The 14,440-nt window shown below is 42.7% G+C and carries 14 protein-coding genes; 8 read left to right on the top strand and 6 right to left on the bottom strand.

What is annotated here, in order from left to right; translation table 11 throughout:
- The first annotated feature begins 422 nt into the window (after window positions 1–422).
- The 4 genes from FMM05_RS18800 to FMM05_RS18785 all read left to right on the top strand — a co-directional run bounded on the left by FMM05_RS18800 (window position 423) and on the right by FMM05_RS18785 (window position 2,961).
- On the top strand, window positions 423–1,637 hold the full coding sequence (locus FMM05_RS18800; protein WP_143374972.1) for an aminotransferase class V-fold PLP-dependent enzyme: 1,215 nt from the start codon (window positions 423–425) through the stop codon (window positions 1,635–1,637).
- A gap of 106 nt (window positions 1,638–1,743) precedes the next feature.
- Window positions 1,744–2,220 carry a hypothetical protein gene (locus tag FMM05_RS18795; protein WP_143374971.1) on the top strand — a complete coding sequence of 159 codons (477 nt, stop codon included), beginning with the start codon at window positions 1,744–1,746 and terminating at the stop codon, window positions 2,218–2,220.
- On the top strand, window positions 2,210–2,629 hold the full coding sequence (locus tag FMM05_RS18790) for a SufE family protein (RefSeq protein WP_143374970.1): 420 nt from the start codon (window positions 2,210–2,212) through the stop codon (window positions 2,627–2,629). Before FMM05_RS18795 ends, FMM05_RS18790 begins: the two co-directional genes overlap by 11 nt.
- Before the next feature lie 8 nt (window positions 2,630–2,637).
- Window positions 2,638–2,961, top strand: a complete 324-nt coding sequence (locus FMM05_RS18785; protein ID WP_143374969.1) for an SUF system Fe-S cluster assembly protein — start codon at window positions 2,638–2,640, stop codon at window positions 2,959–2,961.
- A gap of 298 nt (window positions 2,962–3,259) precedes the next feature.
- On the opposite strand, the gene FMM05_RS18780 is transcribed toward FMM05_RS18785, so the two are convergent.
- Complete coding sequence (locus FMM05_RS18780; RefSeq protein ID WP_143374968.1) at window positions 3,260–4,573, bottom strand: hypothetical protein; 1,314 nt, start codon at window positions 4,571–4,573, stop codon at window positions 3,260–3,262.
- A gap of 128 nt (window positions 4,574–4,701) precedes the next feature.
- Here FMM05_RS18780 and FMM05_RS18775 point away from each other — a divergent pair, with 128 nt between their 5' ends.
- From FMM05_RS18775 to FMM05_RS18760, 4 genes are all read left to right on the top strand, one after another.
- Window positions 4,702–5,217, top strand: coding sequence for a DUF2480 family protein (locus FMM05_RS18775; protein ID WP_143374967.1), 516 nt, complete (start codon window positions 4,702–4,704; stop codon window positions 5,215–5,217).
- 66 nt (window positions 5,218–5,283) lie between these two features.
- On the top strand, window positions 5,284–6,174 hold the full coding sequence (locus FMM05_RS18770; protein ID WP_143374966.1) for a DUF3078 domain-containing protein: 891 nt from the start codon (window positions 5,284–5,286) through the stop codon (window positions 6,172–6,174).
- Between the two features lie 121 nt (window positions 6,175–6,295).
- The gene (locus FMM05_RS18765) at window positions 6,296–6,988 is read left to right on the top strand and encodes a S24 family peptidase (RefSeq protein ID WP_143374965.1); all 693 of its coding nucleotides are present in this window, start codon (window positions 6,296–6,298) and stop codon (window positions 6,986–6,988) included.
- Window positions 6,989–7,535: 547 nt separating this feature from the next.
- Window positions 7,536–7,838: a hypothetical protein gene (locus FMM05_RS18760; protein WP_143374964.1), complete on the top strand. Its 303-nt coding sequence runs from the start codon at window positions 7,536–7,538 to the stop codon at window positions 7,836–7,838.
- 166 nt (window positions 7,839–8,004) lie between these two features.
- Here the strand turns inward: FMM05_RS18760 and FMM05_RS18755 are convergent, their stop codons facing one another.
- The 5 genes from FMM05_RS18755 to dinB all read right to left on the bottom strand — a co-directional run bounded on the left by FMM05_RS18755 (window position 8,005) and on the right by dinB (window position 13,955).
- A complete protein-coding gene (locus FMM05_RS18755; RefSeq protein ID WP_143374963.1) occupies window positions 8,005–8,961 on the bottom strand; it encodes a hypothetical protein in 957 nt (318 codons plus the stop codon).
- A gap of 116 nt (window positions 8,962–9,077) precedes the next feature.
- Complete coding sequence (locus FMM05_RS18750) at window positions 9,078–9,992, bottom strand: helix-turn-helix domain-containing protein (protein WP_143374962.1); 915 nt, start codon at window positions 9,990–9,992, stop codon at window positions 9,078–9,080.
- A 6-nt stretch (window positions 9,993–9,998) separates the two neighbouring features.
- Window positions 9,999–10,736 (bottom strand): SDR family oxidoreductase, encoded by a 738-nt coding sequence (locus tag FMM05_RS18745; RefSeq protein WP_143374961.1) that lies wholly within the window; start codon window positions 10,734–10,736, stop codon window positions 9,999–10,001.
- Between the two features lie 165 nt (window positions 10,737–10,901).
- Window positions 10,902–12,788: a M1 family metallopeptidase gene (locus FMM05_RS18740; RefSeq protein WP_143374960.1), complete on the bottom strand. Its 1,887-nt coding sequence runs from the start codon at window positions 12,786–12,788 to the stop codon at window positions 10,902–10,904.
- A gap of 78 nt (window positions 12,789–12,866) precedes the next feature.
- Window positions 12,867–13,955: a DNA polymerase IV gene (gene dinB / locus FMM05_RS18735; protein WP_143374959.1), complete on the bottom strand. Its 1,089-nt coding sequence runs from the start codon at window positions 13,953–13,955 to the stop codon at window positions 12,867–12,869.
- Between the last annotated feature and the right edge of the window lie 485 nt (window positions 13,956–14,440).

Below are 14,440 nucleotides of genomic sequence, written 5' to 3'. Positions count from 1 at the left end.
AATTTGGTGTTAATAAGTAAATGTCATGCTGAGCCTGTCGAAGCGCGGCATTTACTTTATTGGTACTTAAGCTACAGTACTTTATCATATTGGGCTAAAGCCCCAGTCGCATTAAACACAATATCCCCGTGGCTGAAGCCACGGGCAAGTCATGCCAATAATGCCCAATCGTTAATAGAGTGTATAGAATATGTTGCCTCTGGCTTCTGCCAGGGCATAAGGATAGCGGAAGCTTTTGGCTTTAGCCGAATATATCAATTTGCTATAATCAAAGCGAAGAATAGATGCTTTTGACGGTTGCGATTAATCCCATCTTCTTAAATAGTCCTAAAAAATACCATGTTAAAAAAACATGCCGTAACTTTGCGGTATAATTGGTATACTTTATGTATTACACAGATATAAATAAAGAAGAGATTCAAATGTTAGATATACAAGCCATTAGGGCCGATTTCCCGATACTTACCCAAACCGTTAACGGAAAACCCCTGGTGTATTTTGATAATGCCGCTACATCGCAAAAGCCACAGGTGGTTATAGATGCGATAAGCAATTACTACAGCACGATTAACGCGAACATTCACCGTGGAGTGCACGCCCTGAGCCAGCTGGCTACCGATGCGTACGAAGTTTCGCGCCAAACCATACAAAAGCACATTAACGCTAAACATGCCTACGAAGTGCTGTTCACAAGTGGCACCACTCATGGTATCAACCTTGTAGCAAGCGGCTTTGGCAAGTTTGTAAAGGCCGGCGACGAAGTTATGGTAAGCGCTATGGAACACCACAGTAATATTGTGCCATGGCAAATGCTTTGCGAACGCACAGGTGCCAACCTTACCGTTATCCCTATGAATGATAAGGGCGAACTTATTATGGAGGGGTTTGAAAAACTACTGTCCGAAAAAACCAAGATCGTTGCCGTTAACCATATATCCAACTCATTGGGCACTATTAACCCGGTTGAGTTCATAATACAAAAAGCGCACGCAGTTGGTGCAGCCGTTTTAATTGATGGTGCACAGGCGGCACCACATTTAAAATTTGACGTTCAGGCACTGGATTGCGATTTTTATGCTTTTAGCGGCCACAAAACCTGCGGGCCTACAGGCACCGGTATCCTATACGGCAAAGAAGAATGGCTTAACAAACTCCCTCCTTACCAGGGCGGCGGCGAAATGATTAAAGAGGTTACCTTTGCTAAAACTACTTATGCCGATTTACCCCATAAATTTGAGGCAGGCACCCCGCACATTGCCGGTGGTATTGTGCTTGGTACGGCTATAGATTACCTAAATAGTGTTGGTTTTGATGCCATACAGGCTTATGAGCAAGAGTTGTTGGAGTACGGCACCCAAAAGTTATCTGAAATAGATGGGCTGACGCTTATAGGCACCGCAGCACATAAAACATCGGTAGTGTCGTTCAACCTACAGGGCATCCACCCGTATGATGTAGGCGCTATAGTAGATAAAATGGGCATTGCCGTGCGCACCGGCCACCACTGTACCCAACCGGTTATGGATGCGTTTTGTATTCCCGGTACGGTTAGGGCATCGTTTGCATTTTATAACACTAAAGAAGAGATAGATGCGCTTGTAACAGCAGTACTTAAGGCACAGCGCATGCTGAGTTAATAAAAAATTGTAATTTTATCTGATGGCAAAACGCCAATATAAATAACGTGTAGCTCCCTCCCCTCTCCTTTGGAGAGGGGTTGGGGGTGAGGTCAAAAAAACAACTATGAAAAAGATACTTTCGGTAATACTGGTAACAACAGCCCTTGTAACAGGATGTTCAACATCTAAAACATCGGCTTCGGCAGATAAAAAAGCTTCAGAAGATGTTTCTTTTGAATACAGCGCCATGACGCGCGGCGCCTTCAAAAAAGTTATCGTTAAAAAAGACACTATTGTTACCGTGACCGACAGGGCCATGAAAACTGCTACTACTAAAGCGCTTAGCAACGCCGACTGGAACAGCCTTGTAGCGGCATCTAAAAAAGTAAAGGCAGAATCATTGGAAACGTTAGAGGTACCAAGCAAAAAACACCAGTTTGACGGTGCACTGGCGGCAAACCTCCAGATTATTAAAGGCGGCACAACTTACCAGAGCGCCACATTTGACGATGGTAACCCACCGGCAGAGATTAAAGAACTGGTAGAGAAAATTATTGCATTATCAGACCTGAATAAAGGCATATTAAAGAATGGAAATTAAAGCGATACAAAACGAGATCATTGATGAATTCTCGATGTTTGATGAGTGGGACGAGCGTTACCAGTATGTTATAGACCTGGGCAGGTCGCTACCGCTTATTGATGAACAATACAAGACCGACGATAATATTATTAAAGGCTGCCAGAGTAAGGTATGGCTTCACGCCGAGCAAGACAATGGCAACATTGTTTTTACCGCCGATAGCGATGCGATACTTACCAAAGGGCTTATTGCTATTATGATACGCGTGTTCTCTAACCAAAAGCCGCAGGCTATCTTAGAGGCAACTACTGATTTTGTAGACGAGATAGGGCTTAAAGAGCATTTATCTGCTACACGCGCTAACGGACTGGTTAGCATGATTAAACAAATTAAACTGTATGCACTGGCCTATAGCGCCAAAAACTAATACAAATTATGGAACAGGAAATAGATACAGCTCAACTGGGCGAAGAGATTGTTAAGGTGCTTAAGGGCATTTACGACCCCGAGATACCGGTAGATATATACGAACTTGGATTAATTTATGACGTTATGGTGAATACCGACCATGAGGTTAAGATATTAATGACACTTACATCGCCTAACTGCCCGGTGGCCGAAAGCTTACCGCAGGAGGTACAGGATAAGATTAAAAAAATTGAAGGCGTTAAGGATGCCGAAGTTGAAATTACTTTTGACCCGCCCTGGACGCGCGACCTTATGAGTGAAGAAGCCAAACTGGAGCTGGGAATGCTTTAAGCTGCAAGTTTACGGTTTACACTCGCAGTTGACATAGTTGTCAGTTGACAGGAGGCTACACTGCACACAAAGATTGCCTACTGAACTACACAATCGTGGCATTCCCCTCCCTAGGAGGGGTGGCTGAAAGCCGGGGTAGTTAATTAATTTCTATTTAAAGACCACCCCGCCCTACGGGCACCCCTCCAAAGGAGGGGAATGCTAACAAGCACAAGTTCTTTCGTTGTTTTGTCAGCATGAAAAACATTGGCAGAGAAATAAAACAAAGCCCTTTACATTGCTGTAAAGGGCTTTGTTTTTAACGGTTATGCTCACTTATCCAATGGAACTGCCTTTCTGCCAGTTTAAATTTGCGGGCGCTTTTATTCAGTTCAAAATAAAGGGAGTCGCCTTTAATCCTGGTCCACAGTTGTACATGCTCTTTATCTTTAAGGCGGTATTTCATATCGAATAAGTGAATGCTGTCGCCTTTAGAAAATTTGTAACATACCATAGTATTTTTAAGGCTATCGTTCTTAAAGTAAAAGCTGCCGCGCCTGTATGATTTTCTCAGCAGAGTGTCGGCGGTGTTTACCGATACATATTCGGGGCTTTCAAAAATCATGTCTTTCCATACCAGGCTGTCATTTGCCAGTACAGGCAGGGTGTCTCCGTTCTTTACAAAAATGTTTACTTCATAAATTCCGTAAGGTATGGGCTTCAGTTCCCGCTTATCTTCAGCGATTTGATTAGTATACATACCTAATATGCTTACTACCAAAAAGGTTACCTGGCCTAAGAATATAAGTTTAAAAACAAACCTAAAAATTTTACGCGACTTTTTAGACGGCACAAAATGATACATAGTGTTGTGTGTTGCAGGCCTGTTGAAGATAAAAAAGTTGGCAAGGCGTTTTATGTCGGCCATCAGTAAGAAAATGCACATCAGCACCATGTGTGCCGAAAATATCTTAACCGGTACATCGTAGCTAAGGTTTATCATCATTACATTAACATACACGCCAAGCCCTATAAATAATCCTAATGTTACGGTACGCCTGTAGAGTAGCAGCACTCCTACGGTAATTTCCATAATACCCGAGAAAACTTGGTAAACGGTACTGTACCCTATAAAATACCAAGAGAACCGCATGGGTAAAAAGTCGCCCATTGGGGTGGCCAGCGCGCTTAATGACGGGAACGGCATTTGCAGGGCAAACAGCTTTATAACGCCATAGGTAAACGAAACATAGGCCACAAAGTAGCGCAATGCCGTGTAAAGGTAAAACGCAGCGCGGTAGTATGATTTGCGTTTACGGTCGGCAATACTCCAAATAATCGTACCGATAATTGCCAGGAAGAGATAGAAAATTAACTGCACCCACCCAAAGGAGGTGTCGCCACTACCGTTAAGCGGCACCAGCTCATCCTGAAAATGTAAAATGTAGGTATTAAAGGCATTAACGCTGATGTCTATCAAATAAACCTGTAGCCTGTCTATAAGTCCAAGCAGCGGTATACCCTGAAAAAATGACCCTGATGCAACGTGAAGCAGCAGGTAAATAAAGAAAAATCTAAACAGCACCTTTTGCCATAGCTGCCAGGGCTTTGGGTAATCGTCTTCTTGTATCATACGGTTGGTTTAATTGGTTATATTAGGTAACGTGTTGGTTTTTAAATTAGTGTTGTATCAAATCTATAAAATTTATCTATAGATTTAAAAAGTTGTATCTTTGATGTACAATTTTATTACCCGAAAAGATGGAAGCAGAAGATTTAGAAATAGTAAACAAAGTTGCCAACAGCGCACTTGAGGTTTTTGACCTTGAAGATTATTACCCCGAAGGCGAGCGTGTGGCGTTAGATATATCAGGATGGTTATGGCAGGGTTTTGTGCTGCGCGAAAAAGAGTTTCGCGAAACCCTTAAAAACCACGACTGGACACAGTATACCGGCAAATTTGTAGCTTTAGAATGCAGTACCGATGCTATTGTGCCTGCATGGGCCTATATGCTTATAACCACTTACCTGCAACCCGTTGCAAAAAAGGTTATACAGGGCAGCACAGACCAGCTTAATGTGCTTATTTACCAGGAAATACTGGACGGACTAAATTATGAACCTTACACCGGTAAACCTGTTATTATAAAAGGCTGTTCGCGCAAGCCGGTACCGCAGGAAGCCTATACCTTGGCTACCCAAAAACTGCTGCCTTTTGCGCGCAGTATAATGTTTGGCGAGGCGTGTTCATCAGTCCCATTATACAAGAAAAAATAGCTTTTAACGGAATTTTTGCCTTTGTTTTAGGGGTGTTTGGCTATATTTGTAATAAACCCAAAAATTATGAGGACCAAATTACTTTTACTTTTTGCAATAGGATGCATCTTTACAGCCAAAGCGCAGGACCCTGTTACCCCTGCCGAAGCCGATAACGATACCATAGGCCCGTGGACTAAAAAAGGTAACGCTTCGTTGCTTTTTAACCAGAGTACGTTTGAAAACTGGGTAGCCGGTGGTGAGAACAATATATCGGGTAACCTTGGCTTTAATTACGATTTTAATTACAAAAAGGGACCGTGGGCATGGGATAATAAAATAATAGCATCTTATGGTATTGTAAAGACCCGTAACAGCTCTTTTGCTAAAAAAACCGATGACCGTTTTGAAATTAACTCATTGGTGGGCAAGCAAATCTCGGAACGTTGGTACTACTCGGGTTTTGTGAATTTTAAAACGCAGTTTAGCAAAGGTTACAACTATTCTAAAGACGAGAACGGCACCGAAATAAGGGACGAGTATACCAACTTTATGTCGCCCGGCTACTTGCTTGCGGGTGTGGGTATGTTGTATAAACGGGACGATAATTTTAAGATAAACATATCGCCTGTTACTTCTAAATTTACTTTCGTAGATAAAAACCGTACCCTGCCCAATGAAGCTTACTTTGGCGTTAAAGAAGGCGAAAGTATGCGTTACGAGTTAGGTTTTAACACCTCGATGTATTATAAGTTAGATGTTATTGCCAACGTAACGTTCGAGAATATCCTAAACCTCTATTCAAATTACCTGGAAGATCCGCAAAATGTGGATATTGATTACCAGCTTAATATTGTAATGAAAATTAACCGTTACCTTACTACTAACCTTATGTTCCAAACCATCTACGATGATAATGCGTTTAAGGGTTTTCAGGTTAGGCAGGTATTTGGTGTAGCTGCTAATTACGGTTTCTAAAATAACTAACACAGATAGAATATATAGTAAAGCTGTAATTATCGAATTGCAGCTTTTTTTATTGTAAATTGTATTACATGATGATTATTTTCTTACTTTAGCAGAAAATAATTACACTCATATGGTATCTCAGCGCGTTGGCGAATATCTTGAAGCCAGAAATATAAGTTACTATGCTTTTGAAAACAGCCTGGGCGCCAGCCGTGGCAGCATCTCTAAAGCGGTTAAGGATGGTAAGAGCATAGGCAGTTCGGTACTGGAAAAAATACTGAACCTTTACCCCGATATCAACCCAACGTGGCTGCTTACGGGCAAAGGCGAAATGCTGCTCTCTGCCTCGCAGCGCACGCCGGGCATACAAACATACCGCCTTAAGACCGATGTGGCCGTAGAGAGCCAGCAAATACCTTTATACGAACTGGAAGCCTTTGCCGGCATCGTTCCGTTATTTGGTAATAGCAAAACCATGCAGCCTGTTGATTATATATCCATCCCCCACCTGCCCAAATGCGACGGTGCCCTTTATGTAAGCGGCGACAGTATGTACCCCCTGCTTAACAGTGGCGATATTGTAATGTATAAAATAGTGAATGATATACAGACCGGCATCTTTTGGGGCGAAATGTACCTGCTGGGCATTGATATGGGTGGCGAAGAATACATTACCATCAAATACATCCACAAATCAGATACCGAGGGCACTATACGTTTAGTAAGCGAAAACCCGCAGCACCAGGATAAGGAAGTTGCCATTAACAACATCCGTGCACTGGCACTGGTTAAGGCCAGTATCCGTATTAATGCAATGATATAGTTTCTTTTGTCTTGAAACAAAAGAACCAAAAATTCAAGGCACTAACTTCTTTTGCTACAAAATAGAAGTTTAAGGCCTTAGCTTCACTCACGACTGCTTACTCTTTTGAATGGTAGATATTTCCCTCGCAAAAACGTTGACGGATACAGTCCGTTTCTTTCTTCATACACGTCTTTGCGAGCACAGTGAAACGGAGCGCGGCAATCTTGATTATATGTTCTACACGTACATATCACTATGCTTTCTTTTATCCTTACTCTTATGCCGTTTTGAGGCCTTTCTCTCGCCAGGATGACATCCGCATTATCCAATATCCTCACTACTTTCCACAAAAAATTCCTCAGGTATCTACAAAATACCACAAATCTTAAATAGCATGTGCTCTTTGGCACAGGTCATAAATTATTATATAAACGACTGTCTATCAGTAGTAATAGAGCATACCATGATGCTAATTTATGATACTCCTCTGGTTTGGGCATCACAATTGCCTTTACTACTGGTATAGAACGATATTATAAACCTATATCAAAATACACATAATACCATGAAAAAGTTAATCTTAAGCGCATTAATGCTAACAGGAGTTTTAGCAACAGCACAAGCACAGGAACCGGCAAAAACAACAACTACACCGGCTCAAACAACAACTACAACTTCTACAGTTAAAAAAGCAACGCCTGCTGCTGCATCTACAACCAGTACAACCACACAAACACAAACCCCGGCAAGTACTACAACTACTGCACCTGCCGAGAAGAAAACCACCACAACAACAACCACTGAGGCTACTAAAACAGAGACTCAGGCAGCTGCCAAAAAAGCTGATCCGGCTAAAAAATCTAAATAGTTTTTTAGCGACTACCATATAGCAATGACGAAAACAGGACTTTTCAATCTATTTTACCTGTTTTGAAACCTCTAACCTTACAACAGTTAGAGGTTTTTTTATGAAGTTTGCCAACAAAAAAGCGGCACCTTATCTGGTGCCGCTTTAATTTTGAGTGGGTTAGCAATTATTTACCGTCTATGTTTTTTACAAGGGTTTTAAGATCACCAAAGGTTGTTTTAGGCCCTGTTGCACCGCTAATAAAAGAAATACCCTGGCCGTCTTCGGCATTTACAATGTACTGGGTAAATATCATTTGCGATGTAGATACCGCCGGAGCCTCAAAGCCTTTACGTTGTGTTAGCGACCTGTCTACCATCTGGGCAACGGGGATAAGCCTTATGTAAGCAATACCCGGTTTATGGGCCACGATGGCGTTATCAATTTCAGATTTTGGTGTAATTATGTATTTGTATTTATACACTTCGGCAATTTTCGCAGCAGCCTTATCATCAATAAGCTCGGCATCAATTAAAAGGGTCATGTCTTTTAATTTTGGCGAACTTGCAAGCAGCTCCCTCATCATATCCTTCATGCCTTTTTCTTCAAGGCGCATTTTAAAATAGTTTTGAAACTGCTGTACTATAAACACTAAGTCGCCTTTGTTGGGGTGGAGTGTATTGTACATCATTGTATACACCGGTTTGCCCTGATCGGTAAGCCCTAATATGTGAGAGTATGTACGCGGTATCCTGTTAGAGCCTCCACCAACATCATTATTTAATACGCTGCTTCGGTTTACAACATTCTCAAAATAAGCATACTGTGTTTTTTTAACCTTATCATCTACAATTGCCTCAAACTCCTCCTCTGTAACAAACTGAACATCCTTAGACATTTTCCATTCGGTAGTAAACACCTCTTTAAGAGCCGTATTATAGTCGGCAATTTCCTTTTCGTATTCGGCAAGGTCGGCCTTATTTTTAGAAAGTTTTTTGGTTTCCTTGTCTTTAGGGGCATCCAGCACAACAAGTAGTGTTTTTTGCTGCACTTCTTTAATATCTTCGGGCTTGCCATAACCCATTTGTGCAAAGGCTGAATTAGAGCCAATTGCAAGTAGTAATAATAACGCGTAATTTTTCATTAGGTAGTGATTGGTTTTTTGATTCGGTCAAAAATAGCAAAGTTTATGACACGTAAAACTGCTACATGTTAATTTATAAACGCAACACTACAAATTATACATAAGAAAAAGAATGGCTAATTAAACGACTCCCTGAACGCAAGTGGGGAAAGGGCTGTTTTCTTTTTAAACAGTTTGTGGAATGATTGCGGATGCTCAAACCCCAGCTTATAGGCTACTTCTGCCACAGATAATGCTGTGGTGCTAAGTAAATTTTTAGCCTCGTCTATTACACGGTTTTGAATGTGCTGTTGGGTGTTTAGTCCGGTTACCGATTTAAGCAGGTCGCTTAGGTAACGTGACGAAAGTTGCAATTTTTCGGACAGATAATGTACCGACGGTAAACCATTTGTAAGGGCGTTATCATCTTTAAAATACCCCTCTAAAAGTTGCTCAAACCGAACCAGTATATCGTGGTTTATTGTTTTCCTGGTAATGAACTGCCTATTGTAAAAACGGTTGCTGTAATTTAGCAGCAGCTCTATTTGCGATACCAAGACATCCTGGCTAAAATTATCGATGTTATTTTCTAACTCAGCCGCTATGGTAGCAAACAGGTTACTGATAACTTCCTTTTCGCGGGCGGAAAGAAAAAGTGCTTCAGAAACATCGTAGGAAAAGAAACCGTACTGCATTATGGCGTTTGCCAACGGATAGCTACGGATGAAATCGGGATGAAAATACAGCACATATCCCTCATAACTATCCATATCATATGAAGAAACAACTACCTGCCCGGGCTTTAGGAATGCCAGGCCGCCTTCATCAAAATCATAATAGCCCTGCCCGTATTTTACCTGCCCGCTAAAATGTGTTTTAAACGATATCTTATAAAAATCAATGCTAACCTTTTGCCCTTTTTCAAATTTTTCGGCAGGCATAGTACTATAATTTACAAGCGCTATTAAAGGGTGTAGCGGCGTAGGCTGCCCCAGGTAGCGCATAAGCTGCGAGATGCTTTTTATGGTTAGTAGTTCCTGATTACCCTTCATAGTATATTAGTTTTGAGATGCGGGACGGATAACAATATCGCCCACCTCTACACCTGCCGGCTGGCAGATGGCATAAACCACTGCATTGGCAATAGCATTTGGGCTTATGCCAAACTCTGCCATGTTATTTTGTACGGTTGTTTTTATCTGCTCGTTTTTAAGGTTGTTTACAAAACCGGTTTGTACAACCCCCGGCGATATGCCTGTAATGCGCACAGTACCATCTGACTCCTGCCTGAATGCTTCGGCTATAGTACGTACCGCATTCTTAGTGCCTGCATATACGCCCATTGTTGGCGTTATTTTTAACCCTGCCGTCGATATAATATTAACAATATGGCCCCTGTTTTCTTTTAAAACGGGTAATGCCGCAGCCATGCCGTATAGCACGCCCTTAAGGTTAATGTCTATCATCTGGTCCCAGCCATCTATATCCAGTTCATCTATACGCGATAATTGTGCCACACCGGCATTGTTTATCATTACATCCAGCCTGCCAAATTTTTCAACAGCCACATTAACCAGGTGTGTAAGATCGGTTTTAATAGTAACGTCGGTTTCAGCAAAGGCTGCCTCGCCACCGTCAGCTATAATTTGGTTGGTAATTTCCTGTAACTGTGTTGCTCTTCGTGCGCCTAAAACCACTTTTGCACCGTGTTGCGCAAGTGTTAGCGCAATCGCTTTGCCTATACCACTGCTTGCACCGGTAATGGCAACTACTTTTCCTTTAATTTCACTTTGCATATCATTTAGATTTAGAATTGTTATGCAAAGTTCTGCCATCAAAGTATTGCAGGAGTAGCCGAAACGGTAAAATGGGTAGCCTGATTGGATAAAAATAAGAGGTCCGAAGTTCGATACCACATTCATAGCTTCGTACTTCGGACCCCTTATGTCAAACCTGTTAGCCTACTTATTATAAACGTTGTTCTCTTTGTTTACATCGGCCATGCCTTCTGCCGGGTCTATAGCCATAACCTTAATGGCCGATTTAGGCCTGTTTATAGTAAACTCATAGGTTTGGTGGCCCCAGTCCCAGTCTTTTAAAACGGTGCGTTTTAGGTTAGGGTAAGGGTTGTCTTTTTGGTAACGCATCATCTCTAACGGAATGTAAAAACTTTCTTGTGTGCCATCATCATGCACAATTACAAGGTCTAAAGGCATAGGCATACGGCCAATGCGCTGTAGGGTGATCTTAGTTTTACCGGCATCATCGGCCACTTCTTTAATCCCATAATCTATAGTATTGGTGGTCATAGTCCAGTCGGTAAGGTACCAGTCCAGCTCGGCACCGCTCACTTTTTCGGCGGTACGCTTAATGTCGTTTGGTGTAGGGTGGGTAAACTTATAATCAGCATAATAACGCTTAATAGTTTGTGCCAGTTTGTCTTCGCCAATAAGGTAGCCCAGCTGTGCTAAAAACACCTCGCCTTTGCTGTAGGCAGCAATGCTGTAAGCCATGTTAACATCATAACGGTCGGCATGGGTGGTTTGCGGCTGCTCCTTGCCGCTCTTTACCAGGTAAAAGTAGTTGGCGTAAGCATCGGCAAACGGGCTTTGCTGATCAGCCCCTTTTTCTTTAGACGGCATCACTACCGATAAGGCAAGATCTGATATATAGCTTGTAAAGCCTTCATCCATCCACGGGTGCTTGCTCTCATTAGATGCCAAAAGGAACTGGAACCATGAGTGCGCAAATTCATGCGCCGTAACGCTTACCAAACCTTCATAGCTGTGGCCGGTAATAAGGGTACACATGGCATACTCCATACCGCCATCCCCACCCTGTATTACAGAGTATTGCTTGTACGGGTACTGGCCCACGTTTTTGTTGTAAAACGCAAGCAATTCGGCGGTTTTAGGCTGAAGTTTTTTCCATCCGTCAAGGTTTTCGGGTACATTTTTATAAAAGAAATGCAGTTCGGTGCCGTTAGGGCCTGCTATCTTATCGTGAGCGTAGTTATTATCTGCCGCCCAGGTAAAATCGTGTACGTTTGGCGCTACAAAGTGCCAAGTAAGGGTTTTGGCTTTTTTAGGTATCTTAACCTCGGTACCGGCATCTTCATAGCCTTTACCAATTTCGTTTTTGTTTTGCAGGTAACCGCTGCCGCCTATGGTATAATCCTTATCAATGGTGATCTTCACATCAAAATCGCCCCACACGCCATAAAACTCACGGGCAATGTAAGGGTTGGCATGCCAGCCTTCAAAATCGTATTCGGCCAGCTTAGGGTACCACTGGGTCATGCTTAGGGCCACGCCTTCGGCAGAGTTGCGCCCGCTACGGCGTATTTGTAACGGCACCTGGCCATCAAACGTAAGGCTAAAGGTGGTACTTGCGCCCGGTAATATTGGCTTGGGAAGGGTAACCTCCAGTATGGTGCCCGAAACCTCGTTAGTTGCGGCCACACCGTCCTGCTTAAGGTTGGTTATCTTTAAGTAGCCCTGCTCTTCGGGCTTAAGGGTGGCTATACGGCTCTCCTTAACGGTCTTTTCGCCGGTTTTAAAGCTCTTAACCATGCGCTTGTCCGGATCTGAAATTGCCTGCAGGCGGCCATCCATCTCGCTGCCGGGCTGGAAGGCGTTGTTGTACAGGTGGTAATACACACGCTTAAGGGTATCTGGCGAGTGGTTGGTATATACCAACTGCTGGGTACCGGTGTATTTATAGGTTTTTACATCCATAGATACCTCCATTTTATAATCAACATGCTGCTGCCAATATCCCGCATTGGGATTTTTTTGAGCAAAAAGTCCGGTTGCAGAAAGCACTGCAATAGCTAAAAATGTTCTCATGGGATAAAAATAAGCAAAAAGTGCAAATCTCGAAGTCCGAAAGTGAAAAGTTAGCCCTTAAATGTTAAAATTTAGCGGCTAAAAATCGAACCGTAGTTGTACGGCAACAGCTTTTTTTTCACCTGCTTCATTGTTAAGGTTGGCCAGCGATATACCCAGCAACCTGACCGAATCTTTAGGACGCTCCTGGTACAGGAGTTCGCGTACTGCCTCCATTATCAGGCTTTTATCTGATATAAAATACGGCAGGGTCTTACTACGGGTCTGAACCGTAAAATCAGAGTACTTTATCTTGAGGGTCACGGTTTTACCGGCAATTTTCTTTTTTTGCAGGCGGCGCATCAGCTCATCGGCAATAAACTCCAGTTTTTCCAGCATAAACACCTCACTCACAAGGTTTTCGTTAAAGGTGTGCTCTGTTCCCACCGATTTTGCAATCCTGTCAGACTTTACCTCGCTGTTGTGTATCCCCCTCACTACGTGGTAGTAATAGCCACCGGCCTTGCCAAAGTGGTCTATAAGGTACTCCTGGGTTTTAAGCTTTAAATCGGCCCCGGTAAAGATGCCTAACTGATACATTTTCTCGGTAGTTACCTTGCCCACCCCGTAAAATTTGCCAATGGGCAGCTGCTCCAGAAACTCCAGTACCTCATGCGGATTCACTGTTTTTTGGCCGTTGGGCTTGTTGTAATCGCTTGCTACCTTGGCAATAAACTTATTTATAGATATTCCCGCCGATGCCGTAAGCCCGGTTTCCTCAAGGATGCGTTGGCGTATCTCGGCCGCTATAACGGTGGCGCTGGGGTTGCCTTTTTTGTTGTGGGTAACATCAAGGTAAGCCTCATCGAGCGAGAGCGGTTCTACCTTATCGGTATACTCATAAAAAATGCTGCGTATTTTTTTGGAAATCTCCATATAACGCTCAAAACGAGGACGTACGAAAACTAAATCGGGGCAGCGTTTCTTGGCCAAATAGCCACTCATGGCGCTGCGTACGCCAAATTTACGCGCCTCATAGCTTGCCGCTGCTACCACACCGCGTGTTTCTCCACCGCCCACAGCCAGGGGTAACCCACGCAACGCAGGGTTATCCAGCTGTTCTACAGAAGCGTAGAAGGCATCCATATCTACATGGATTATTTTGCGTTGCGGCATTGGGGTTTCCATAGTGCAAAATTAATGTTTTTAATGGTTGAACGTTATGATGGGACGCGGATAAAGCGGATGCTGCGCAGGTGCTGATTAGGCGGATTTTTTCATCTTTTAACCATACACCAACCCCTCTCTAATGGCTACTATTACAATTATTTCATTTTCAACCACAAAGGCACAATGCTATACAAATTCAATAGTCACAAGGTACTCAAAGACAACTATCTAAAGATGGATGAACACAAGGCTGAAGTTATCAGAACCCGAAATTAATATCTGTAAAGCTTTGTGTTTATTGTAAACAACAAAGGTGTCTTTCAGTGAACTTGTAGTTTGATTAAAACTTTGTGATCCTTGTGTTTGGATTGTGATGAAGAACTTGTGTCTTTGTGGTAAAACTAATAGGATGTGGGTACATAGTAGCTCCGAAGGTAAGGGCAGCTTCACTCCGTAGTTAACCTCTTACCTTCTTAAACATTCGTAAATCAGTATCCATCTTT

Origin of the sequence: Flavobacterium zepuense, assembly GCF_007097145.1 — a bacterium.
GTDB lineage: Bacteria > Bacteroidota > Bacteroidia > Flavobacteriales > Flavobacteriaceae > Flavobacterium > Flavobacterium zepuense.
Note: the sequence above shows the minus strand (reverse complement) of the source record. Positions and strands in the feature narration are given on the sequence as shown.